Annotated in this window: 19 protein-coding genes and 2 pseudogenes; 9 read left to right on the forward strand and 12 right to left on the reverse strand. The window is 36.0% G+C overall.

The window, feature by feature from the left end; translation table 11 throughout:
* Nucleotides 1-313: 313 nt before the first annotated feature.
* The 5 genes from CGC49_RS02500 to CGC49_RS02520 all read right to left on the reverse strand — a co-directional run bounded on the left by CGC49_RS02500 (nucleotide 314) and on the right by CGC49_RS02520 (nucleotide 6,422).
* Nucleotides 314-1,015, reverse strand: a complete 702-nt coding sequence (locus CGC49_RS02500) for an LrgB family protein (RefSeq protein ID WP_042008736.1) — start codon at nucleotides 1,013-1,015, stop codon at nucleotides 314-316.
* Nucleotides 1,012-1,362: a CidA/LrgA family protein gene (locus tag CGC49_RS02505; protein WP_042008733.1), complete on the reverse strand. Its 351-nt coding sequence runs from the start codon at nucleotides 1,360-1,362 to the stop codon at nucleotides 1,012-1,014. Before CGC49_RS02505 ends, CGC49_RS02500 begins: the two co-directional genes overlap by 4 nt.
* A 145-nt stretch (nucleotides 1,363-1,507) precedes the next feature.
* Nucleotides 1,508-3,607, reverse strand: a complete 2,100-nt coding sequence (locus CGC49_RS02510) for a M3 family metallopeptidase (RefSeq protein WP_095893345.1) — start codon at nucleotides 3,605-3,607, stop codon at nucleotides 1,508-1,510.
* A 207-nt stretch (nucleotides 3,608-3,814) separates the two neighbouring features.
* Entirely contained in the window at nucleotides 3,815-5,440 is a 1,626-nt protein-coding gene (gene pruA / locus CGC49_RS02515) for an L-glutamate gamma-semialdehyde dehydrogenase (RefSeq protein ID WP_042342866.1), read from the reverse strand.
* Between the two features lie 121 nt (nucleotides 5,441-5,561).
* Nucleotides 5,562-6,422: a neutral zinc metallopeptidase gene (locus CGC49_RS02520; protein ID WP_042008726.1), complete on the reverse strand. Its 861-nt coding sequence runs from the start codon at nucleotides 6,420-6,422 to the stop codon at nucleotides 5,562-5,564.
* Nucleotides 6,423-6,601: 179 nt separating this feature from the next.
* On the opposite strand from CGC49_RS02520, the gene ettA reads away from it, so the two are divergent.
* A complete protein-coding gene (ettA, locus tag CGC49_RS02525; protein WP_042008721.1) occupies nucleotides 6,602-8,293 on the forward strand; it encodes an energy-dependent translational throttle protein EttA in 1,692 nt (563 codons plus the stop codon).
* A gap of 247 nt (nucleotides 8,294-8,540) precedes the next feature.
* Here the strand turns inward: ettA and CGC49_RS02530 are convergent, their stop codons facing one another.
* The 4 genes from CGC49_RS02530 to CGC49_RS02545 form a co-directional block, all read right to left on the reverse strand.
* Nucleotides 8,541-9,566: a cytochrome-c peroxidase gene (locus CGC49_RS02530; protein ID WP_095893347.1), complete on the reverse strand. Its 1,026-nt coding sequence runs from the start codon at nucleotides 9,564-9,566 to the stop codon at nucleotides 8,541-8,543.
* A gap of 355 nt (nucleotides 9,567-9,921) precedes the next feature.
* Entirely contained in the window at nucleotides 9,922-11,067 is a 1,146-nt protein-coding gene (gene hemW, locus CGC49_RS02535; RefSeq protein ID WP_095911776.1) for a radical SAM family heme chaperone HemW, read from the reverse strand.
* Between the two features lie 11 nt (nucleotides 11,068-11,078).
* On the reverse strand, nucleotides 11,079-11,624 hold the full coding sequence (ruvC, locus tag CGC49_RS02540; protein ID WP_082021472.1) for a crossover junction endodeoxyribonuclease RuvC: 546 nt from the start codon (nucleotides 11,622-11,624) through the stop codon (nucleotides 11,079-11,081).
* 149 nt (nucleotides 11,625-11,773) lie between these two features.
* Nucleotides 11,774-12,298 carry a hypothetical protein gene (locus tag CGC49_RS02545; protein WP_042008711.1) on the reverse strand — a complete coding sequence of 175 codons (525 nt, stop codon included), beginning with the start codon at nucleotides 12,296-12,298 and terminating at the stop codon, nucleotides 11,774-11,776.
* A gap of 343 nt (nucleotides 12,299-12,641) precedes the next feature.
* On the opposite strand from CGC49_RS02545, the gene pyrH reads away from it, so the two are divergent.
* The 4 genes and pseudogenes from pyrH to CGC49_RS02565 form a co-directional block, all read left to right on the forward strand.
* Nucleotides 12,642-13,352: a UMP kinase gene (gene pyrH / locus CGC49_RS02550; RefSeq protein ID WP_042008709.1), complete on the forward strand. Its 711-nt coding sequence runs from the start codon at nucleotides 12,642-12,644 to the stop codon at nucleotides 13,350-13,352.
* 83 nt (nucleotides 13,353-13,435) lie between these two features.
* The gene (gene frr / locus CGC49_RS02555; RefSeq protein WP_042008706.1) at nucleotides 13,436-13,990 is read left to right on the forward strand and encodes a ribosome recycling factor; all 555 of its coding nucleotides are present in this window, start codon (nucleotides 13,436-13,438) and stop codon (nucleotides 13,988-13,990) included.
* Nucleotides 13,991-14,212: 222 nt separating this feature from the next.
* Nucleotides 14,213-16,135, forward strand: a complete 1,923-nt coding sequence (locus CGC49_RS02560; RefSeq protein ID WP_042342857.1) for a DUF294 nucleotidyltransferase-like domain-containing protein — start codon at nucleotides 14,213-14,215, stop codon at nucleotides 16,133-16,135.
* Nucleotides 16,136-16,215: 80 nt separating this feature from the next.
* Nucleotides 16,216-16,926 (forward strand): annotated as a pseudogene (locus tag CGC49_RS02565) (DNA-processing protein DprA); the annotation flags it as partial.
* A gap of 47 nt (nucleotides 16,927-16,973) precedes the next feature.
* Here the strand turns inward: CGC49_RS02565 and CGC49_RS02570 are convergent.
* On the reverse strand, nucleotides 16,974-18,176 hold the full coding sequence (locus CGC49_RS02570) for an IS256 family transposase (RefSeq protein WP_095893597.1): 1,203 nt from the start codon (nucleotides 18,174-18,176) through the stop codon (nucleotides 16,974-16,976).
* Between the two features lie 124 nt (nucleotides 18,177-18,300).
* On the opposite strand from CGC49_RS02570, the pseudogene CGC49_RS02575 reads away from it, so the two are divergent.
* From CGC49_RS02575 to CGC49_RS02590, 4 genes and pseudogenes are all read left to right on the forward strand, one after another.
* Nucleotides 18,301-18,696 (forward strand): annotated as a pseudogene (locus CGC49_RS02575) (DNA-processing protein DprA); the annotation flags it as partial.
* Nucleotides 18,697-18,874: 178 nt separating this feature from the next.
* On the forward strand, nucleotides 18,875-20,161 hold the full coding sequence (locus CGC49_RS02580) for a dicarboxylate/amino acid:cation symporter (RefSeq protein ID WP_042008698.1): 1,287 nt from the start codon (nucleotides 18,875-18,877) through the stop codon (nucleotides 20,159-20,161).
* Nucleotides 20,162-20,241: 80 nt separating this feature from the next.
* A complete protein-coding gene (locus CGC49_RS02585) occupies nucleotides 20,242-21,486 on the forward strand; it encodes a DUF445 domain-containing protein (protein WP_042342851.1) in 1,245 nt (414 codons plus the stop codon).
* Between the two features lie 183 nt (nucleotides 21,487-21,669).
* Entirely contained in the window at nucleotides 21,670-22,272 is a 603-nt protein-coding gene (locus CGC49_RS02590; protein ID WP_042008694.1) for a thioredoxin family protein, read from the forward strand.
* A 171-nt stretch (nucleotides 22,273-22,443) separates the two neighbouring features.
* On the opposite strand, the gene CGC49_RS02595 is transcribed toward CGC49_RS02590, so the two are convergent.
* Both CGC49_RS02595 and CGC49_RS02600 read right to left on the reverse strand, forming a co-directional pair.
* Nucleotides 22,444-23,487, reverse strand: a complete 1,044-nt coding sequence (locus tag CGC49_RS02595; RefSeq protein WP_042342849.1) for an isochorismate synthase — start codon at nucleotides 23,485-23,487, stop codon at nucleotides 22,444-22,446.
* Nucleotides 23,484-23,894, reverse strand: coding sequence for a PaaI family thioesterase (locus CGC49_RS02600; RefSeq protein ID WP_042008692.1), 411 nt, complete (start codon nucleotides 23,892-23,894; stop codon nucleotides 23,484-23,486). Before CGC49_RS02600 ends, CGC49_RS02595 begins: the two co-directional genes overlap by 4 nt.
* Nucleotides 23,895-23,968: the final 74 nt, after the last annotated feature.

A 23,968-nucleotide genomic window follows, 5' to 3' on the forward strand; every position in this document is an offset into this window, starting at 1 on the left:
AAAATCACTCTGTTTGTTAATAATAGCACAAAATTACATCTTTTTTTGAGAATATAAAAATTTTCATGCTATTTTTTTAATATATCATTAACAAAACAGGCTTAAAAAAACACATCATTAAATTTTAACATGCTATAACACAATAGTATAGAAGCCTCTAAATTCGAAAACAAAAAGAAATAAAAAAACGAAAAGTTAAACAAAAAAAATACTTAACGAAATAAAATAATAAAATTCCAAATAAACTGAATGTAAAACAGGAATTAAAGAGAAGAGTCTTGAAAAAAAAGAATTAAAATATTGAATATCAAAACTATAACCAAGGTTCAATAAGTAAAATAATAGGATATGCCAATATTGCTGTAAAAATCCCGTTGAAAATCATACCCAAACTGGCATACGTAGCGTGTTTTTCACTAACATCAAAAGCTGCCATAACTCCCAGTCCATGGGAAGCCGTCCCTAAGGCTATGCCTCGCCCCATTGGACTTTTAACACCAAACCACTGCAAAATTTTAAATCCAAAAAGACTGCCTAAAATCCCTGTAATGATTACAGAAGCTACGGTCAAAGCTGGAATTCCTCCGAGCGTATGTGATACCTCTATGGCAATAGGAGTCGTTACTGATTTTGGAGCTAACGATAAAATAACCTCTTTATCAGCTCCTAAAATTTTAGCAAAAAAACAAACAGAAAGCAAACCCAACACACTGCCTACCAATTGAGAAATCAGTAATGGCACTAATTGCTTTTTGATTTTTGAAGTTTGTAAGTACAAAGGAACGCCCAAAGCTACAATTGAAGGTTTTAACCAAAATTCGATAAAACCGCCCGACGCTGAATAAGTTTCATACGAAATATTAAAGACTAACAAATAACCTATCAACACCGAAACCGTAATGACTACTGGACTCAACAGTGGACTTCTATATTTCCTTTGTAACATTTGCCCACCGTAATAGATAGCAAAAGTGAGGGCTAACAACCATAATGGATTTTCTAAGAAGTTTTTCATTGTTGCTTAATTTTTTTTCTCAAAAATTGATATACATGTCCTGTGCCGACAATAACAATCAATGTACTAACAACAACTGCAATAGTGATTGGCCAAAAACTATTGCGGATAAGATCGAAATAAACCAAAATAGCGACACTGGGAGGTACAAAAAACAATCCTAAGTTTGCTAATAAAAGGTCTGAAATAGCTTTAACCCAATGAATTTTTACCCATCCCAAATGCAAGAAAAGCGTGAGCAGAAGCATTCCGATAATGCTCGAAGGAAAGGGAATGTCGGTCAAATAGACTACCAACTCACCCAACGCCAAACAGCCAAAAATAATTGCACAATAACGAATTAACATTGTTTATAAAGTTATGTGATTAAATTTAAAAAATAATTTATGTGGTCATAATAAAGGGAACAAAACCCAAGCTACAAGTAAGGATTAAATCTATACTTGAAACTTGGATTTTGATACTCATTACTTAATTATTTAAAACTACAACCTATTTCTTGAATCCTCTTGCCTTTAACATAGGCTCAATAGAAGGTTGTTTTCCTCTAAAATCTAAATACATTTTTTCGTAGTCTAAGGTATTCCCTCGAGAAAGAATCATATCTCTAAAACGTTGCCCGTTAGAACGGGTTAAGCCTCCATTTTCGAGAAACCACATGTACGCATCATGGTGTAACATCTCTGTCCATTGATATGAATAGTAACCAGCTCCATATCCTCCACCAAAAATATGAGCAAAATAAGATGAACGATAGCGAGGAGGTACTTCATTGAGAAACAAACCTGTTTTTTTCAATGCTTCTATTTCAAAAGCAGTTACATCTTCAATATGAGTATCCGCTGAAATGGTATGCCATTGCAAATCTAAATTAGCGGCTGCCAACACTTCAGTAAAAGAATATCCTTGATTGAAAGTACTGGCTTTCATTATCTTATCAACTAATGCTTGTGGAATTGGCTGTTTAGTTTCATAATGAACTGCATAGTTACTTAAAATTTCAGGATGCAAAGCCCAGTTCTCATGGAATTGCGAAGGTAGCTCTACAAAATCACGAGCTACAGCAGTTCCTGAAAGCGATGCATATTGCTGATTAGCAAAAAATCCGTGGAGAGCATGTCCAAATTCATGGTACAGAGTCGTCAATTCATCGAAAGTAAGCAATGCAGGAAGTCCGTCAGCAGGTTTCGGATAGTTACAAACATTGTAAATCACAGGTTTTTTACCCAATAATTTCGACTGTTCTACAAAGTTGCCCATCCATGCACCGCCTCGTTTGCTCTCTCGTGCAAAGAAATCACCATAGAACAATCCCAATTTGGAGCCATCTTCCTCAAATAGCTCATAAACAAGTACATCTGGATGATATACGGGGATGTCCTTACGCTCTTTGAATTTAATCCCATACAGACGCTCAGCAGCATAGAAAACTCCTTTTTCTAATGCATTTTTTAATTCAAAATAGGGTTTTAGTTCATTTTCATCCAAATCATATTTTGCTTTACGGACTTGCTCAGCATAAAAATTCCAGTCGTAGGGTGTTAAAACAAAATCTCCGCCAGTAGCCTTAATCTGAGCTTGAATCTCTTTAGCTTCGTCTTTCACTTTACCTACCGAAGCCGGTACTAAATCTTTGAAAAACTGATATATATTTTCAGGAGTTTTGACCATGGTTTGCTGTAACGACCATTCTGCGTAGTTTTTGAACCCTAACAAATTTGCTTTTTTAGCTCGTAAAACAGCTATTTTTTTAACAATTTCATTAGTATTATGCTTTCCTCCATCGGTTCTGCTCCAAGCAGCTTCAAAGATTTGTCTACGAGTTGCTCGGTTTTTCAAATCAACAAGAGACGGCTGTTGGGTAGTGTTAAAAGTAGGTACTTTCCATTTCCCGTCGTTTGCAATGCTTTCTAAAGTTTCATTACTTAATCCATCCAAAGCATCTTTGTTGTCAAAGGTTTGAGCTGATGCTAAATTTCCTTCTAACAAAGTTTGATTGAATTCAGTTTGTAGCGAAGCCAACTCAGCATTGTATTGTTTCAAAATTTCTTTGCTTTCTTTTGACAAATTAGCCCCTGAAATTTCAAAATTTTCATAGTAATACTCAAGTAACTTCTTAGATTCAGCATCCAAATTTAGTGATTCACGTTTTCCATGCAACTCCTTAATACGCTGGAATAAATTATCATTCAGGAATATAGCATCGGAATGTGCTGCGAATTTTGCTGATAAATCTTTTTGAATAGCTTTAATGGTATCGTTGGTGTGAGCCGATGCTAATGCGGAAAACACACGTCGAGCTCTACTGAGTTCCTGACCACTTTGCTCCAAAGCGATAATGGTGTTTTCAAAAGTAGGTGCTTCGGTACTATTAGCGATTTTTTCAACACGTTCGACCTGCAATTCCATACCTTTTAACAAGGCAGGACGAAAGTGTTTATCTTTAATTTTCGAAAAGTCGGGAGCAAAATATTCTAATTTACTCTCCACCAACAAAGGATTTTCTTCCATAGGAATTGTCTGTTTTTTGGAGTCATCACAACTTACTAAGGCAAGTACCAAAGCTGTTGTCAACAGATGATTTTTTTTCATTGTGATATATTATTTTTGAGTAAGTAACACATTAAATATTAACGAAAAAACACATTTATACTTTAACCACATAAATACACAATTACGACAGAAATAGTTATTTAAAAAGGTCTAAAAAAATCGTTTCCATGCTTTTTGATTAAGCAGGAGCGTAACCATTCTTAATAATTCTACCAAAATGGCGTATTTATGTGGTAAACTAAAACGCTATCCTAAAAAAGGATATCTGTAATCCACTGGCGGAACAAATGTTTCTTTAATCAATCGCGGTGATACCCAACGCAATAGATTTTGAGCTGAACCAGCTTTATCGTTTGTTCCAGAAGCTCTTGCTCCACCAAAAGGCTGTTGCCCTACCACAGCTCCCGTTGGCTTGTCGTTAATGTAGAAGTTTCCTGCCGCATCTTCTAAAGCTTTAATTGCCTCATTTAAAGCGTATCTATCTTGTGAAAACACAGCTCCTGTTAATGCGTACTCGGATGTTTCATCTACCAATTTGAGGGTTTCTGTCCATTTTTCATCCTCATAAACATATACCGTAACCACAGGACCGAAAAGTTCAGTTTCCATAGTTGTATATTTAGGATTGGTAGTTACGATTACTGTTGGCTCAATGAAATACCCCTTCGATTTATCATAATTTCCACCTACAAACACCTCTGCATCAGAATCTTGTTTAGCTTGATCGATATATTTTGCTAATTTATTAAAAGAACTTTCGTGGATAACAGCTGTAATAAAGTTTTCCATATTTTCGGGTGAACCCATTTTGAACGAAAGTACATCTTCTTTTACAAAATTAAGGATTTCAGTAGCTTTTGATTTTGGCAGATATACACGTGAAGCAGCACTACATTTTTGTCCTTGGTATTCAAAAGCTCCACGAGTGATTGCCGTTGCCACTTGTTTTGAGATAGCTGAAGGATGAGCTACGATAAAATCTTTACCTCCTGTTTCTCCTACAATTTTCGGGTAAGTTTTGTAATTGTGAATATTCGTACCTATTTTTCTCCAGATATCTTGGAAAACACCTGTAGAACCTGTGAAGTGGATTCCCGCAAAATCAGGACTTGCCAATAAAGTTTCTGTAATCATCGCTGCATCTCCGTTGATGAAATTGATAACTCCGTCAGGAAGTCCCGCTTCTTTAAAAACTTCCATAATTACGTTAGCTGAAAATACCTGTGCATTACTCGGTTTCCATACTACTACGTTGCCCATCAGAGCGGCACTCGCTGGTAAATTTCCTGAAATTGCAGTGAAATTAAACGGAGTTACAGCATAAATAAACCCTTCCAAAGGTCTGTATTCCACACGATTCCAAATACCTTCAGAAGAAATTGGTTGGTCATTGTAGATATTTGCCATAAACTCTACATTGAAACGCAAAAAGTCAATCAATTCACAAGCCGAGTCAATTTCCGCTTGATGAATGGTTTTAGACTGAGCAATCATGGTAGCGGCATTCATCTTTGCTCTGTAAGGCCCTGCAATGAGTTCTGCCGCTTTTAAGAAAATAGCCGCACGTTCTTCCCACGGCATGGCAGCCCATTTTTTACGAGCCTCCAAAGCTGTTTTGATCGCTTTTTCAACATGTTGTTTTTCAGCTAAATGATACTTTCCTACCACATGTTGATGATCGTGAGGAGCGGTCATGTTTTTAGTGTTTCCAGTTCTTATTTCCTCCGAACCGATGTATAGTGGAACATCTGCCTGACTGTTCCAAAGCTCTTTGTATGCTTTTAAAACAGCATCACGTTCAGGCGTTCCTTTTGCATATGATTTTACAGGCTCATTTACAGCCTTTGGTACATTAAAAAATCCTTTTCCCATAAGTTACTTTTTTTGAAAATTTATTTATTATGTCTTACTTTACTTCTTTTCGATTATGTTTTAAAGATTACTCACCTAATTTTGACAAAACAAAATCCTTTTGGTAAGTAAATACAAAAAACTAATTTATTTCATCAAAGGTGTTTCCTTGACGGATATCTCCCGTATTGTATCCCTTCATAAACCATTTCACACGCTGTTCAGAGGTGCCATGTGTAAAAGAATCAGGCTCCACATGCCCACGAACACGTTTCTGAATAGCATCATCTCCTACGGCATGGGCAGCACTCATCGCCTCTTCAATATCGCCTTCCTCTAAATATTTCCGATTGTGATGAGCCCATACTCCTGCGTAAAAATCAGCTTGAAGTTCTTGAGCTACAGACAGTTTATTAGCATAAGCTTGGCTTTTCCCTTGCTGTGCTTGTCGTACTTTTTTAGACGTACCAAGCAAAGTTTGTATATGGTGCCCTACCTCATGAGCCATTACGTAGGCGATAGCAAAATCGCCTCCTTTCGCTCCAAATCGTGTACGTAACTCCTCAAAAAAACTCATATCCATATAAATCTTGTAATCCGCAGGACAGTAAAAAGGCCCTACAGAAGCCGTTGCTCTTCCACAAGCAGACTCAACAACATCGGTAAACAACACCAAAGTTGGTTTTTGATATTCACCTAAACTATTTTCTTTAAATATCTTATCCCAAACATCTTCCGTATCTGCCAAAACCGTTGCCGCAAAAGCTCCAATTTGTTTTTGTTCTGGCGTAAGTTCCACATTTGCATCTGCTTGTTGCACTTGTTGGCTTTGGTTAAATTGTTCTAACATAGGGGCTATTGTTTGTCCTGTTTCGCCTCCAAAAACCTGCAGAAGCAGAATAATGATACCTAAAATACCTCCTCCTGCGATGACCTTTTTACCTGCTCCTGAGCCTCTACGGTCTTCGACATTCCCACTTTGCCGTCTGCCTTCCCATTTCATAGATACATAAATTTTTAAAATATAGATGACAAAAATACGATTCTCATCGGTAATATTCAAATTTTTTTGAGAATAATATTCTACCTGAGTAGTTCTATTTGCTTCAACGAAAAAATATACTACCTTTGCAACAAATAACCTTAATATAGTATCATATTCTAAGTTTAAAATAACATAAAATGTCAGACGATAAGAAAGTAATTTTTTCAATGTCGAAGGTAAGCAAAACGTACGCTTCGACTAATAAACAGGTGCTTAAAGACATCTATTTAAGTTTTTTTTACGGAGCTAAAATCGGTATTTTAGGATTGAATGGTTCGGGAAAATCATCTCTTTTAAAGATTATAGCAGGTGTTGATAAAAACCATCAAGGCGAAGTAGTGTTTGCCCCAGGTTACACGGTTGGATATTTGGAACAAGAACCACAATTAGATGAAAACAAAACCGTGATTGAAGTGGTTCGCGAGGGAGCTGCCGATGTAATTGCCATTTTGGACGAGTTTAACAAAATCAATGATATGTTTGGCTTGGAAGAGGTTTACTCCGACCCTGACAAAATGCAAAAATTGATGGACAAACAAGCTGAACTACAAGATAAAATCGACGCTTGTGGTGGTTGGGAAATCGATAACAAATTAGAAGTGGCAATGGATGCCCTTCGTACGCCTGACCCTGACACTCCTATAAAAGTGCTTTCGGGAGGAGAACGTCGTCGTGTGGCGTTATGTCGTTTATTGTTACAACAACCTGATGTTCTGTTACTTGACGAGCCTACTAACCACCTTGATGCCGAATCGGTACTTTGGCTAGAACAACACCTACAACAATATGCAGGAACGGTCATCGCCGTAACGCACGACCGTTATTTCTTGGACAATGTAGCAGGTTGGATCTTGGAACTTGACCGAGGTGAAGGCATTCCGTGGAAAGGAAACTATTCATCATGGCTTGACCAAAAAGCAAAACGTTTGGCACAAGAGCAAAAAACAGAATCCAAACGCCAAAAAGTATTGGAACGTGAGTTGGAATGGGTACGACAAGGAGCTAAAGGACGACAAGCCAAGCAGAAAGCCCGTTTGCAAAATTATGACCGATTACTCAACGAGGACCAAAAGCAACTAGAAGAAAAACTCGAAATCTACATTCCGAACGGACCTCGTTTAGGCACTAATGTCATTGAAGCAAAAGGAGTTGCTAAAGCCTTCGGGGATAAACTTTTGTATGATAACCTTAATTTTGTGCTTCCACAAGCTGGGATTGTTGGAGTAATTGGTCCTAACGGAGCAGGAAAATCCACAATTTTCAGAATGATTATGGGTGAAGAAACTCCTGATTCAGGAGAATTTATAGTGGGTGATACAGTAAAAATTGCTTATGTTGACCAATCCCATAAGAATATTGACCCTGAAAAATCCATTTGGGAAAATTTTTCTGATGGACAAGACCTTATTATGATGGGCGGACGGCAAGTTAACTCCCGTGCCTACCTCAGTCGATTTAATTTCAGTGGAAGTGAGCAAAACAAAAAAGTAGCTACGCTTTCAGGTGGAGAACGCAACCGTTTGCATTTGGCAATGACCTTAAAAGAAGAAGGAAACGTACTTTTACTTGATGAGCCTACTAATGACTTAGATGTTAATACATTACGTGCTTTGGAGGAAGGTTTGGAAAACTTCGCAGGTTGTGCAGTAGTCATCTCGCACGACCGTTGGTTCTTAGATAGAATTTGTACGCATATCTTAGCTTTCGAAGGCGATTCACAGGTATATTTCTTTGAAGGAAGTTTCTCTGAATATGAGGAAAACAAACGTAAACGCCTTGGAAAAGAAGTTACCCCAACACGTATTAAGTATAAAAAATTGGTTAGGTAGTCAAGATATTCATTTTTTCAGACACTACTCCTAGAGTATGTAGAGCTAAAAAAAAACGGGCTAAAACTTTATAAATTAAATCTTTGTACGAATAGAAGCATAGTAATAACCTAACCCCCACTTGAATTATTTTATTGATTATCGGTCTGTTATCACCAAACCTTTCAAAATCATCTCAAAATAATTCAAATGGGGGTTAAACGATTCTACTATTTGTTAACTGAAGTCTATCGGATTTCCTTATTTGTTACAATCTTTTCTGCGTATCGTCAATATCGGCCGTAAGAGTTTTCAAAAAAGCTACTATATCATCCACTTGCTTATCTGTCAGCTCTTTATCTGATTGCAGTTTTGCCATTATCCTTACAGCATCTTCTAATTTTTCTACCGATCCATCGTGGAAATACGGAGCTGTTTTTTCTATGTTTCGCAATCCTGGAACTTTAAAGAAGTATTTTTCTCCTTCGTTTTTATTCAAGTCAAACAATCCCGCATCAACTTTTTTACTTTTGGTATGCTCCCAGTAATCCCCAAACAATCCGAATTTTTGGAACATTTGTCCTCCAATGGCTACCCCTGAATGACACGTAATACAACTATTATCTACAAAAGCTTGAAGCCCGTCTTTCTCTTGCTGAGTTAAAGCATGTTCGTCGCCATCCAAGAACTTATCGAATCGTGATACAGGATTTAGCGTACGCTCAAATGCCCCAATAGCATTAGCTATATTTTTAAACGTGATTGGTTGTTCTTGGTCAGGATACACTTTTTTAAACAACGTCTGGTATTCGGCTACCTTTCGCAATCTATTTTCTAAAAATTCTGCATTAGGGATATTGTGCTCCACAGGGTTTAGAATAGGCCCTTCAGCTTGTTCCTCCACATCTTTTGCCCTTCCATCCCAAAACTGCATCGCGTGTAGACTGGCGTGAAATACTGTAGGCGAGTTTCTACCTCCAAGCTCTTTGGTATCCCCTGGTGAAAATGCCAAGTTATCCACACCAAAAGTTTCTAAATTGTGGCAAGAATTACAACTGATGTTCCCTTCCTTTGATAAGCGTGTATCGAAATACAGCTTCTTACCTAAAGCGATTTTTTCTTCCGAAATTTCTGGTTTAGGAACAGAGCTAACGGATTTGAAGAACGTTTCAGCTGTTTTTAATAATTCAGATTTTGTTTCTTCAGGATGTACTTCATTGACAACCTGTTTTTTAGGAGCGTTGTTGCAACTTACAAGCACTCCCAGTGACAATAAAAAATAAATTTTACGCATACGTGTTGTTAGATTTGTTAGTTGCTACAAATTTCGTTCTTTTTTTTTGATTTTCCTATTATTTCGAATTGTTTTTCCTACTCAATGAACAAACAAAATTTTAGACCAAATCCAAAAAAAAATACGTTTTATTTTTAACTTATAACTAATTGATTATCTTTCCTAAACAAAAAATAAGGGTAATTGCTTCCGAAAATAAACAACGAGAAAATTTGCAACTTCACCAAAAGTAGTAAAACATCTTAACACTCATATTTTTTACTGAAGAAAAAGATTAAAAATCAACCATTTATACGCGAGTAAAACAACCTTATCCTCTTAAATTTAATTTTTAGACATCGTTTAAAAGCCAAAACTACTCTACCATAAATAAATCAGATGCTATACCATCGGATAGAAATTTTCCTTTTGGAGTGACCCGAAGATAATCACCTTCCAAACATAAGGTAGCCTCAGCAAAATGTCTTTGGGCTTGTTGCAATAAATAGGTATAATATTTTTTCCCAAACTCTTGCTTCACTTCAGTGATTGAAATACCAATCATTGTACGTATACGAGTGATTATCAATTCATTATATCGGTCGTTTTGCGAAAGCACCTCTTTTTCAGCAGGAAGTTCACCCTTTGCAATCGCCTGTATGTATTTAATATTGTGAGCGATGTTCCAACTGCGTTCACTTCCATTAAAACTATGTGCCGATGGCCCAATTCCCATATATTTTTTCCCAAACCAATAAGCCGTATTGTTTCTACTAAAATATCCTTCTTTGCCAAAATTTGAAAATTCGTAGTGCACAAAACCTGCCTTTATCAAAACTTCAATCATCTTTTGAAAATGGGATAACGACTGATTATCATCAACTTGGGTTATTTTCCCTATTGCGATAAATTTATGCAATGCCGTTTGTGGTTCTACTGTCAGTGCGTAGGCTGATATGTGTGGAACATTGTAAGACAAAGCCTTTTCGAGATTTTGTAGCCAACGCTCATCACTCATATTAGGAATTCCATAAATCAAATCAAGAGTAATATTATCAAAAAAATTCGGTGCTTCCGAAAGCAATCTGTGAACTTGCTCTGTAGAGTGAGCTCGGTTCATCATGCGTAAATCTTCCTCAAAAAACGACTGCACACCAACGCTCAATCGATTAATTTTAAGAGATTTAAATACACATAAACGCTGTTCGGGGGTCTTTCCATCTTTAAAAAAATCGTCGGGATTCGCTTCTATGGTAATCTCTGCATCATCACTAACACAATAATTTTCAAAAACGGTTTGTAGAATACGTTCCAACTCTTGATCGGAGAGAATACTGGGAGTTCCACCACCAAAGTAAATGGTCTGAATAACGGAATTTTCAGCTTCTTTTTTTCTAATTATCAACTCCTTACACAAAGAGTCTACCATCTCACTTCTGCGTTTCAGAGTCGTGGAAAAATGAAAATCACAGTAATGGCATGCCTGTTTGCAAAAGGGAATATGTATGTAAATGCTATGCAAAATTGCTATTTTTATCGGATGCGGTTCTCATTTTGTTTTACAAAAGCTGCCCAACTATTGTATGATTTTTGGGTAGTTACTTTACCGTTATTAAAAAAGTGACATACAGCGACAGCGAGTCCGTCAGTAGCATCAAAATATTTGGGTAATTCTTTTATTTTCAGTAGCTGTTGCAACATTTTTGCAACTTGTTCCTTAGAAGCATTTCCGTTTCCTGTGATTGCCATTTTAACTTTTTTAGGTTCATACTCGGTTATAGGTAGTTGCCGAGAAAGCCCAGCTGCCATTGCTACTCCTTGAGCTCGACCTAATTTGAGCATTGATTGGACATTTTTACCAAAGAAAGGGGCTTCAATTGCTAATTCATCAGGATGATACGTGTCGATAAGTTCTATGGTTCTGTCGAAAATTACACGAAGTTTGATATAGTGATTATCATATTTTTGAAGATGTAACTCATTGACCTGCAACAACTCCATCTGCTGATTTTCAACTTTGATAATACCAAAACCCATAATGGTTGTGCCAGGATCTATTCCTAAAATGATTTTTTCCACAAATTTCTATTGTTTATTTCACACAGACTTTAAACTGCACCTTTTATTACTTGAAGAAGAAATTATCAAAGTGCAATTGCTCAAAAGAAAAAAGAACTGGTTCAAAAAATCCCTGTAAGATTTAGAATTCTTATGTAAAGAATCATCTCCTACTTTACATTCATCACAATTGGAACTCGAAACTGTACACTAATACTAACTCCGTGTTTTGTAGCGGGTTGAATAGGATTTATAGTTGCAATCTCATCTAAGTTATCTGCTAAATCTTCATCAAGAGTAGGCAATAACTCTTTCGTTTTCGCTTTGGCTTCAGTATTTTCCAGCACAGCCTTTCCGTTGTTATCAATTTTAATATTTACAAATATAGTATCCAAAATAGGTTCGGTAACCTCTATTTTTTCGTTTTCCAATCGTTCTTGCAAAAACTTAGAAAAATGTTGTACAAAGCACTGTTTTTGTTCCTCCTTAGACGCTGATTCTGAGCATAATCCTTTAAAAATAGGATATGTATCAACCTCATTCATATCAATCTCAGCAAGTCTAAGATCGGCAATGGAATCCAACTTAGCTTGTTTTATTTTTTCTTTTTCCTCTTCTGTTAAATTAGCTCCACCACCTCCACAGGCTGTTACCAACGTAAGCGATAGATATAAAAACCAAAAGCTATATTTCATAAATAAACATTTACTGCATGATTCAGGTTTCAAAAGTAATATAAAAAATTGATACAAAAAAATAAAACAGGTTTTTTTATTTTATTTATAAAATGTATATATTTGTGGATTATTTAATGTATCGTCGATATACGAAGTAGTTCTTACAAGATTATTTTCGATTTTCGATCTACATAAACATTTAAAATACAGGTGTATACACCAAATTTTCCAACAACGGTAGGCAACGTAAGTGAATAAAAATCGTTTTATTTGTTTCCTGCAGGTTTGTTTTGCGTTATTCAATGGGCAATTGAAAACTGGGAGCAAATTAATCACTATTATTTTGAAAAATATATATTTTATGAAATACAAAAGAATATTATTGAAATTAAGTGGCGAAGCTCTGATGGGAAGCCGTCAGTATGGCATTGACCCTGCCCGTTTAAAAGAGTATGCTTCTGAAATCAAGCAAGTTGTGAAAGAAGGCGTTGAAGTTGCTATTGTGATAGGTGGCGGAAACATTTTTAGAGGTGTTGCTGGAGCAAGTAATGGAATGGACAGAGTTCAAGGAGATTATATGGGAATGCTTGCAACAGTAATCAATTCGTTGGCATTGCAGAGTGCTTTGGAAGATGAGGGTATTTATACGCGTTTGCAAACGGCTATTAAAATGGAAGCTATTGCGGAACCTTTTATCAAACGCCGTGCGGTTCGCCACTTGGAAAAAGGACGTGTCGTAATTTTTGGTGCGGGTACAGGAAATCCTTATTTCACAACCGACTCAGCAGCAGTACTTCGTGCTATTGAAATCAATGCTGATGTGATTTTGAAAGGTACTCGGGTGGACGGAATTTACACTGCCGACCCAGAGAAAGATTCAACCGCAACCAAATTTGAACGTATTACATTCGATGATGTGATGGATAAAGGTCTGAAGGTGATGGATATGACTGCTTTCACACTGAGCCAAGAAAACAATCTACCGATTATTGTTTTCGACATGAACAAAAAAGGAAATTTGATGAAGGTTGTAACTGGCGAAAATGTGGGTACCACAGTTGATGTGAAGTAACTTCTCTTTGTCAGAGCCATAAAAATCGGAATTGATAGAAAATAAAACACTTAAAAAAACAAACAATTTTTTATATTATAAATATGAACGAAGAAATTAACATTATTCTAGAAAGTACTGAAGAAGCAATGCAAAATGCCTTAGCTCATTTAGAAAAAGCTTTAGTAAATATTCGTGCAGGAAAAGCAAGTCCACAAATGTTAGGGAGCGTTTTTGTAGATTACTACGGTTCACAAACTCCTCTAAGCCAAGTAGCTAACGTAAGCACACCCGATTCTCGTACGATTACTATCCAACCGTGGGAAAAAAGTATGATTCAGCCTATTGAAAAGGCAATTTTGGTTGCTAACTTAGGTTTTAACCCTATGAATAACGGTGATTATGTAATCATTAGCGTACCTCCTTTAACCGAGGAACGCCGTAAAGATTTGGTAAAACAAGCTAAAGGAGAAAGCGAAGATGCTAAAATTAGTGTACGCAACGCCCGTCAGGAAGCTAACAAAGAAATCAAAAAAGTAGAGACTTCAGAAGATATCAAAAAAGATGCTGAGGAAAGGGTACAAAAACTAACGGATAAATATATCAAAAAAGTAGATGAAGTTTTAGCCGTTAAAGAATCTGAAATCTTAAAAGTCTGATTCCTTCATCTTACGAGTAAAGATAAAATAGTTTTTAATCTCACACATACACGAAGCATGAAACCGTAATGGATTCTTTCTAAATGAAAACAAGACAGTTACACTTTGAATGTTTGGCTACAAGATTAGAATAAAAAAATCAAAACTTTGTCAAATAGCCTATATTTTGACAAAGTTTTGAAATAAAAAAAACTCAGCGAAAACCTGACATGATCTCTCCGAATGAAAAATACAATCGCCAATAGAGTTAATGATTTTCTAAAAAAATTCCCTCCCTTTGATATTATTGATCAAGAAAACTTACTTAATTTATCCAAAGAGGTTACCATTATTTATTTGGAAAAAGGGAAAATAGTATTCAATGAGCAAGACCATCCACACGATTATTTTTATATCGTAAAAGAAGGTGCCATTGAAATGCGACAAACAGTGAATGACAATTTTGAGATGGTCGATATCTGTGATGAAGGTGATGTTTTTGGGGTACGTCCCATAATTACGAACACACCTTATCAAATGAGCGCTATTGCTCAAGAAGAATCTATTATTTATGGCATCCCATCCAAGGATTTCAGACCTCTGATTGAGAAAGATACTAAAATCGGATTGTATCTGATCGAAATATTCGCTTCAAAAACTCGGAACCCATATTCGATAGATCATACGAAGTATTTATATCAGAATTTTGATAGAAACATGCTTCAAAAGGATTTTTTTGAACTTCAACCAGCTGTTTACGTCAAAAAAGTGGTCAAAGCCAGTCCCGAAGAATCTATACAACAAATAGCAACCTTGATGACCGAAAAAAGGGTGAGTAGCATCGTAATTGTGGATGCTGACAAAAAACCCTTGGGAATTGTTACGGACAAAGATTTGCGAAAGCAAATTGCTACCAGTTATTTTTCATTGGACATGCAAGTTTCACAGGTAATGAGCAGTCCAGTGCGTACCTATCCCAAACAGATGACTATCGCAAAAGCTCAATTCGAGATGATAAAAAATAACATTAATCATCTGATTATCACCGAAGACGGTACAAATAATACTCCTACGATTGGTATCATGACTCAGCACGACATCGAAACTGTTAAAGGAGATAGCATCCCTGAGTTGATGAAAGCGGTGAAACGCTCCAAAAAGTCAAAGCACCTGAAAAGTATCCGCCAACAATCCATTAATTTATTAAAGGGATACGTAATCCAAAACATACCTTTGGGATTGATCACCGATTTGTTTCATCAGTTGTTCGAGGCAATTACTTCAAAAGCTATTGAATTGTGTATCAAACGTATGCCGACACCTCCACCCGTACGTTTTGCATGGGTTAGTTTAGGGAGTTTAGCACGAAAAGAGCAGTTTCTGATCACCGATCAGGACAATGCCATTGTCTTTGAAGATGTTACTGAGGAACACTATGAACAGACTCAAACCTATTTTTTGCAATTAGCAAATAAGATAAATACTATGTTAAACAAGATTGGTTATGACTATTGTCCTGCAAATATGATGGCAAAAAATCCGAACTGGTGTTTGAGTTTATCAAAATGGGAAGAACAATTCAAATCATGGGTATCAAATGCGAACGATGCTGATTTACTAATGTTTTCAATTTTTTATGATATGTCGTTTAGCTTTGGAGAGGCTACATTAGTGAATAAATTAAGTGATAAAGTGTTCGAATTTACACAAACCAATGAACGATTTATGGCATTGTTAGCAAAAAGTGCTTTGGAAAACCCTTCTCCATTAGGATTTTTTAGAAATTTTATCGTAGAACACGATGGAAAATACAAGGATCAATTCGATCTGAAGGCCAGAGCTTTAACTACCATTAGCGACATTGCACGATTGTTAGCTTTGTCACACAAAATCAAAAATATAACTAACACTGCTGAACGTTTTGAAAAATTAGCCGAACTTGAACCTCAAAATAAAGAAATATTCCTAGCCTGTGCCTATGCTGCCAAAGCCTTACTTAAATTCCGTATAAAAAGTGGATTAAAAAATGATGACAGCGGTAGATACCTGAATATCAAAAATTTAAATAAAGAAGAAAAGACAAAACTAAAACGCTGTTTCAAAACGATTTCCAACGCTCAAGAATTGATAAAACTGCGATTTAAATTGAATTTAACGTATGTTTAGGTCAGTCGTTAATAATATCAGGGGTTAGCATATAGCATATAGCATATAGCGTATAGCTTACAGCTTAAAAAAACAAAAACATGCAGGAAGAAGAATTATTATACACGATAGCTTTGAAAAAAATTCCGATGGTAGGCGACATTACAGCTAAAAAACTACTTGCTCACTTTGGAAGTGCCAAAGCTATATTTTCAATCAAAAAACATCATTTGGAGCGTGTTAGCGGTATTGGAGAAAAACTCTTACAAAATTTTTCCTCCTCTGCTGACTATCTACGTCAGGCAGAAACTGAGCTTGAATTTATCCTGAAAAATAACATCAAAGTTTGTCACTACAACGACACTGACTACCCTACTCTATTGAAACAATGCGTTGATAGCCCGATTATATTCTACCAACGTGGAAACATAAATCTGGCTAATAAACGTATTTTAAGCATTGTTGGAACTCGGAATATAACTCCGTATGGAATTGCTTTTTGTGAAAAACTAATTGAAGAACTATCTGATTTAGACATAGTTATTGTTAGTGGATACGCCTATGGCGTAGACATTCTGGCTCATAAAACGGCTATGAAGCACAATTTACAGACAATCGCTTGCTTAGCTCATGGATTGAATACTATCTACCCTAATCAACATGCTAAATATATGGCAGAAATGGAAGCTAATGGCGGATTCATTACTGATTTTGGTATTGATAGTAAATTCGATCGAAAGAATTTTCTAAGCCGTAATCGGATTATTGCAGGTTTATCAGAGGCTACTATCGTAATTGAATCGGGAATCAAAGACACTATCCCTCTAAGTGTGTAAGTTAAAAAGTTGGGGTTAAGTTTTTATAGTTTGAGTCTTTGTGCAAATATAAGCATAAATTGGTTCAAGACAATCCCCCAATTTTGGATAGGCATACTCCACTTTTTGGTAGCTTCTCTCAAAGCCAAGAAAACGGACTTTTGCACAGCTTCGTCTGTTGGGAAAGACAGCTTGTTTTTGGTGTATTTCCGAATCTTACCATTCAGATTCTCAATAAGATTGGTTGTGTAAATAATTTTTCTTATCTCTAACGGAAAATCGAAAAATACGGTCAATTCGTCCCAATTGTCATACCAAGATTTGATAGCATAGCCGTATTTTGACTCCCATTTTTGGGCAAAATCTTCCAAAGCAACCTTGGCAGCTTCCTTGTTAGGGGCAGTATAGATGTGTTTCATATCGGCTGTAAATTCTTTTCTGTCTTTGTAAACCACATACTTACAAGCATTCCTAATCTGATGAACCACACATATTTGCGTTTGTGATTGGGGAAAAACCGTGCGAATGGTTTGCGTAAATCCGTTTAAATTATCGGTGGCAGTAATGAGAATATCTTCCACTCCACGAGCCTTTAAATCAGTGAGAACGCTCATCCAAAAGGCGGAACTTTCATTCTTTCCGAGCCACATTCCTAAAACTTCCTTTTTTCCCTCTCGATTCAAGCCCACAGCAAGGTAAATGGTTTTGTTGACAACTTTTGAGTTCTCACGAACTTTAAAAACGATGCCGTCCATCCAAACAATCAGATACAGCTCGTCCAACGGGCGGTTCTGCCAAGCGACCATTTCATTGGTAACCGCATTGGTAATCCTTGATATTGTGGAAGTTGATACTTCAAAGCCGTACATTTCTTGGATTTGTTCTTCGATGTCGCTCACGCTCATTCCTTTGGCATAGAACGATACGATGATGTTTTCCAAACCATCGATAACGTTCTTGCGTTTAGGGACTAACATTGGGTTAAAACTACCGTCTCTATCCCTAGGAACTTGGATTTGTTCTTCGCCAAAGGAAGTTTTTATCTTCTTGGAAGTGTGTCCGTTACGATAATTTCCATCTTTAGTTTTGTCGTGTTTTTCGTTGTCCAAGTGAACGTCGAGTTCGGCATTGAGCATATGTTCCACCGCTTTTTTGTGGAGCTCTTTAAAGAAACCTGTCAAGTCCTCAGCAGTCTTAAATGACTTGTAAAATTCTTTGCTGTTGAGCAATTCTTCCTTGTTAATCATATCTGTTTAAATTATGGGTCAAAAATAGTTAAAAAGTTATTTCCGAAATTTTTTTTGAGCTTTTAAGGGCTCAAAAAATTTCAGAATAACTTTTCAACTTACACAGATTATGGGATACTCCTGAATCAAAGGTGGAAGTTTAGTTACTGCAGACATTGCTTTTTCATATAACCGCGAGGTCTTTGCCGTTCCTGGAAGAGCTTCCGACCCTTATAGCTTGGGATGCAATATGCTGATACGCAATGAAAAAGCTCGAATTTTACTCTCTGCTCAAGATTTATTATATCACCTAAATTGGGATAAACCTAAAGCCAAAACCATTCAACAAGAATTATTCGTTTCTTTAACTCCCGAGGAAGAAAAAATACATAATCACTTGAAAAACAACGGAAAGCAATTATTGGATTCGATAGCTATAGACTGTCAACTTCCTATTTACAAAGTATCTTCCTTATTATTTCAATTAGAAATGAAAGGAATGGTTCGTCCGTTTCCTGGTAAACTTTTTGAGGTGATATAGCCAATACCCTCACAACAAAAAATAATTTTATATTTTTCATCAGAATCACTTGAGTTTTGTAAAAAATTCATATCTTGCACGATTATTAATACTTTGTTATATATTGAGGTTTTCTTAGCCTTGTTTGTATATCAATGAAAACAACATCAAATCACTTTATTTTCAACAACATACGTATATGAAAGATAAAAAGAAACTCGCGTTACATTGGCAAATTTTCATCGGAATGGTTGCAGGAGGATTACTCGGGCTACTCATGTTGCAATTTTCATGGGGAAAAGATGCCGTTTTAGATTTTGTAAAACCCTTCGGAAATATGTTTATCAAATCATTGAAAATTATAGCTTTACCATTAATATTAGCTTCTCTGATCAAAGGTATTGCTGATTTGAAAGACATTTCAAAAATTTCCTCTATAGGGATGAGAACTATTATTTTATACCTATCAACCACTGTTTTAGCGGTTTCCATCGGGTTGATGGTTGCAAATATCATCAAGCCTGGAGATATGCTAACTGAAGAAACTCGCACTGAACTCACAAGAGAGTACCAAACTCAGGCGAATACAAGTATTGAAGTCGCACACAACAAACAACGCGAAGCCCGTCCCTTGGATCCTATTGAGAACCTAATACCTGACAATCTTTTTCTATCAGCGACCAACAATAGCAACATGTTGCAAATCATTTTCTGTGCTATGCTTTTTGGATTTGCCATGATAATGATTCCGGAAGAGAAGACCAAACCTGTCAAGGCTTTTTTCGACAGCTTGAATGACATCATACTAAAAATCATAGATTTAATAATGAAAGTAGCTCCTTTCGGGGTGTTTGCTTTGATTGCGTCCCTTATTGTAGAGGTGCCAAATGCGGAAATGCTTTCCGCTCTCTTAGTTTATGCCTTGGCTGTAGTAATCGGATTGACCATTATGATGGGTGTGTACGGCCTTTTGGTATGGACTTTCACAAAAAAAACGCCAAAATTTTTCTTTAAAAATTTAGCTCCAGTACAACTATTAGCATTTTCGACAAGTTCAAGTTCCGCTACATTACCCCTGACAATGGAAACTGTTGAAAAGAAATTAGGAGTTGATGAAGAGGTCGCAAGTTTTGTTATTCCGTTAGGAGCAACTGTGAATATGGACGGAACAAGTCTTTATTTAGGTATTGCGGCATTATTCATCGCTCAGGCTTTTGGAATGGATTTGAGTTTCTCGGCTCAGTTAGGGATTGTTGCCACTGCTACTTTGGCAAGTATTGGAACTGCGGGAGTGCCAGGAGCCAGTATTGCAATGTTGGTGATCATTTTAGAACAGGCTGGTATCCCAGAAAGTGGTTTAGCATTGATTTTAGCTGTTGATCGCCCTTTGGATATGCTCAGAACCGTTGCCAATGTAACGGGTGATGCCTGTGTGACAATGATTGTCGGAAAATCAGTTGGAAAATTACACGAACCCGAAGAATAACTGTAAATTTAAATTAGAGATATCGCTATTTTAATTTTATAGCTAATAGCCATTATTTACCAATTACTATTCAAAAAAATATGAAAGATAAAGAACGTAAATTACGGTATCATAAAAGAATGGCAACTACCTTATTTTTGATAATGGTAGTACTTTATGTAACGATGGTCTTCCTACAGAAAAGATATCCCGAGACCTCCCTGATCGGATATATAAAAGCCTTTTCCGAAGCTGCGATGGTGGGAGCATTGGCTGATTGGTTTGCTGTTACAGCACTTTTTCACAAACCATTAGGTTTGCCTATCCCGCATACAAATTTGATTGAAAATCGCAAAAAAAGCATAGGTGACAACTTGGGTGGATTTGTAGTAGACAATTTTTTGAAGCCCGAAGGTATACGTCCGTATGTTGAGGAAGTGAAAATCACTCCTTTCCTTGCCGAGTGGCTAAGTAAAGAAAAAAATATCAATACATTAACTAATGAAATATCTGAAAAAATAGTACAGTTAGTCAATGGGATTGATGAAGAAAACGCTACCGATTTTATCACTCAAAAAAGCAAGGAACTACTCCATGAAATAGAGCTAAAAACATTGATAAGCAAATCTTTAGATTATATTATGGAGGAGAAAGAGCATCAAAAATTATTGAGTTTTATATTACAAAAAATTGAGACCTATATTTGGGAAAATAAATCCTTAGTCCAAGAAAAAGTCTCCTCAAAAAGTGCTTTTTTTATCCCCAAATTCGTTGATGACATTTTGGCAGACAAAATAACCGAAGGACTGGCAAATTACGTAGCTGAAATCATCAAAGATCCTGAACATTCCGTACGTAAAGAAGTTGACAGCCAACTAAACGCATTTAGCAAAGATATTCAAACATCTTCCGCATGGTCAACAAAGATAGAAAACATTAAAAGTCAAATAATTAACTCTAAATCTATCGATAAATACGCTTTACAAATGTGGAAATACCTAAAAGATTATATCAATAACGACTTAGCAAAACCTACTACCGACTCTACATTAAAGCAATACTTCTATAAATATATTCAAAAACTTAGTTTACAGCTACATACCGACGTAGAATTACAGCAAAAAATCAACCGACAAATACAAAAAACAGCATATCAATTCATACTCAAAAACCGTCATGAGGTTGGGATACTTATAAGCCGAACTGTAGGAAATTGGCAGGGTAAAGAACTCAGTCGAAAGCTAGAATTAGAGGTTGGCAAGGATTTACAGTTTATCAGAATTAATGGCACAGTTGTTGGTGGATTAGCAGGAGTGTTGATTTATGCTATTACGCAATTTTTGTAGAAATCAGTAAGTTCTAAAATTATAAGTTGTAAAACTAAAAATCAATAATTTCACAAACGAGTTATGGGTATGTTTATCTATTCTATAGATAAAACTTACAAAAGTAAAAAGCATAGTTCTTAACTGACAAAATAGCTCATTCGGTTTTTTGATAAATACGAATCTCTAAAAAAATAAGTATATATGAATACAAAACAAATTATCGAACAAAGTTTACTAAACAGTATTACGTATCCGACATATCGAAGCCTACATCAACAATACGTCAATGAAAAGCGAACCAGTGGTGCCAACCAGAGCGAAGAGTATATAAAACACAGCACAGTGAACGAAAGTCGCTACAAACGATTGGACAAAACAATTGTAATCCCAGAAGAAAAGGCTACGTTTTTCAAAAACTATGACAAACAAATAACCTTGTTAGTAATAACTGAATTTTGGTGTGGCGATGCGGCTCAAATCATTCCTGTTATCAACAAAATTTCAGAATTGAATCCTAAAATCATGCTAAAACTCGTTTTTAGGGATGATAATGAAGAGTTGATGAATCTATTTTTAACCAATGGAGGAAAAGCAATTCCAATAGCGGTAGTCCTGGATTTAGAAAACAACGTATTAACACACTGGGGTTCCAGACCTTCTGAGGCAACAAAAATGGTAGAAGATTACAAGGCAAAACATGGAGCATTGGATGCTGAGTTTAAGGAAAACCTACAAAAATGGTACAACCAAGACAAAGGAAACAATATCATTGATGATTTCGTGAAGATCCTTTCTGAAATTTAAATCAAAAACAGAAATATGAAGATTTAACAACAAGCGACCAGCTATAAACTTAAGCTGGTCGCACATTTGTTCGAAAAATCGAATTTCGGATAGCTACTTTCTAAAATAAGGCGTAAACGCCTAATATCAAACCTACGAAGCTATCATAAAAATTCGATTTTTCGTACAGTTCTATAAAATCCTGAACATTGTCTGTGCTTTATTTTGGGTCTCGTCCCATTCTGAATCGGGAATAGATTCTTTCAAAACACCTCCCCCTACATAGATATACGCCTGATTTTCTTCAAGTTGCATACAACGTAGATTTACGTAGAAATCAAATTTCTGCTGCTCAACTACTCCGCAATAACCAGTGTAAAAAATACGATCATACGATTCATTTTCTAATATAAACCGTTGTGCTGCCTCAAACGGAAACCCACAAACAGCAGGTGTAGGATGTAATTGAGTAACCACATCAAACGGGTTTTTATCGGCTTGTAAGTCGGCTGTAATGTGCGTACATAAATGAACCACTCCTCCCGCTCTGACTGTTTTTGGTTCACTAACTTTTTTATTTTCTGTATAGAATTTTATTTTATCAAGAATGTCATCCGTAACAATTTGTTGTTCTTCACGTTCTTTCTGTTGCCAAGTAATTATTCCTTCTTTAAAAGGTTGTGTACCTGCTAAAGCCATAGTATACAGCTGATTTTCTGAAAATTTCAACAAGGTTTCAGGTGTTGCTGCCAACCACACCCCCACTTTTGGATGTGAAAATAAGTAGCAAAATGCCGTAGGATAGTTTTCTATCATTTTCTGGAATATTTCCACAGGATTTTTATGATAAGGTGCAGCTATTTTTCGTGATAAAACTACCTTATGAAGCTCACTGTTTTGCATGGTTTGGACAGCTTTTTTGATTAATTTGATATGATTTTGCTTCTGTCCTTCGTCAAAGGGAAGTTTTCGGTCGGAAAACTGAAAATGAAAATCCTCTACATTTGCTACATATTTTTCTTCGGATTTTAAAAGTATTTTTTTATGTGTTATATTCTGAAAAGGAGCCAAGACAAATCCTTCATTTGCGAATGAATCTTCAAATATATATACTTGATTATCTATTTGATTGTATAAATTTATTTGCTTTTCATTCGGACGTCTAAATATCACAAAAGGAACTTCCGATTCTTGTAGTAAAATAGCTTTTTTTAGTATTTCTGAATAGGAAATCATATTTTTATTGTAGTAAATTTAAATGAAGAAATTAGTTTATCATGTTGATTGGTGGCTTTTATATCCCATAATTGCAAAGTTCCTCCATTATGAATGCAGGTAGCTTTGGCAAAAATAGTATCTCCTACTTTACCTGCCCGCAGATGATTACCACTTAGTTCAATCCCTCGAATACTTTCTCCTTGCTTTCGATAAAGTACGTAAGCTCCCACACTGCCAACGGTTTCGGCTAATGCAAAGGTGATTCCTCCGTGTAAAATACCATCAATTTGTGTAACTCTGGAAGTTACGGGCATTTTCAAAGTAATAAAATCCTTCCCCAATTCAACAGGCTCTATGCCTAAATAAGAAATAAGCTCATTTTCAGGTAATTCACTCCATATTTTTTGTAGTACTTCTTTATCCATAACTCGATGTTTCTAATATTGAATTTGTAAAGATATAAAAAATATCATATAGATAAATATAAAACAAAAAAAAT

It is taken from the genome of Capnocytophaga sp. H4358 (genome assembly GCF_002302515.1).
Classification (GTDB): Bacteria; Bacteroidota; Bacteroidia; order Flavobacteriales; family Flavobacteriaceae; genus Capnocytophaga; species Capnocytophaga canis.

Coding starts and splice junctions, on each gene's coding strand:
- CGC49_RS02500 (WP_042008736.1), bottom strand. CDS start 1,015: ATGAAAAACTTCTTAGAAAATCCATTATGGTTGTTAGCCCTCACTTTT.
- CGC49_RS02505 (WP_042008733.1), bottom strand. CDS start 1,362: ATGTTAATTCGTTATTGTGCAATTATTTTTGGCTGTTTGGCGTTGGGT.
- CGC49_RS02510 (WP_095893345.1), bottom strand. CDS start 3,607: ATGAAAAAAAATCATCTGTTGACAACAGCTTTGGTACTTGCCTTAGTA.
- pruA (WP_042342866.1), bottom strand. CDS start 5,440: ATGGGAAAAGGATTTTTTAATGTACCAAAGGCTGTAAATGAGCCTGTA.
- CGC49_RS02520 (WP_042008726.1), bottom strand. CDS start 6,422: ATGAAATGGGAAGGCAGACGGCAAAGTGGGAATGTCGAAGACCGTAGA.
- ettA (WP_042008721.1), top strand. CDS start 6,602: ATGTCAGACGATAAGAAAGTAATTTTTTCAATGTCGAAGGTAAGCAAA.
- CGC49_RS02530 (WP_095893347.1), bottom strand. CDS start 9,566: ATGCGTAAAATTTATTTTTTATTGTCACTGGGAGTGCTTGTAAGTTGC.
- CGC49_RS02545 (WP_042008711.1), bottom strand. CDS start 12,298: ATGAAATATAGCTTTTGGTTTTTATATCTATCGCTTACGTTGGTAACA.
- pyrH (WP_042008709.1), top strand. CDS start 12,642: ATGAAATACAAAAGAATATTATTGAAATTAAGTGGCGAAGCTCTGATG.
- frr (WP_042008706.1), top strand. CDS start 13,436: ATGAACGAAGAAATTAACATTATTCTAGAAAGTACTGAAGAAGCAATG.
- CGC49_RS02560 (WP_042342857.1), top strand. CDS start 14,213: ATGAAAAATACAATCGCCAATAGAGTTAATGATTTTCTAAAAAAATTC.
- CGC49_RS02570 (WP_095893597.1), bottom strand. CDS start 18,176: ATGATTAACAAGGAAGAATTGCTCAACAGCAAAGAATTTTACAAGTCA.
- CGC49_RS02580 (WP_042008698.1), top strand. CDS start 18,875: ATGAAAGATAAAAAGAAACTCGCGTTACATTGGCAAATTTTCATCGGA.
- CGC49_RS02585 (WP_042342851.1), top strand. CDS start 20,242: ATGAAAGATAAAGAACGTAAATTACGGTATCATAAAAGAATGGCAACT.
- CGC49_RS02590 (WP_042008694.1), top strand. CDS start 21,670: ATGAATACAAAACAAATTATCGAACAAAGTTTACTAAACAGTATTACG.
- CGC49_RS02595 (WP_042342849.1), bottom strand. CDS start 23,487: ATGATTTCCTATTCAGAAATACTAAAAAAAGCTATTTTACTACAAGAA.
- CGC49_RS02600 (WP_042008692.1), bottom strand. CDS start 23,894: ATGGATAAAGAAGTACTACAAAAAATATGGAGTGAATTACCTGAAAAT.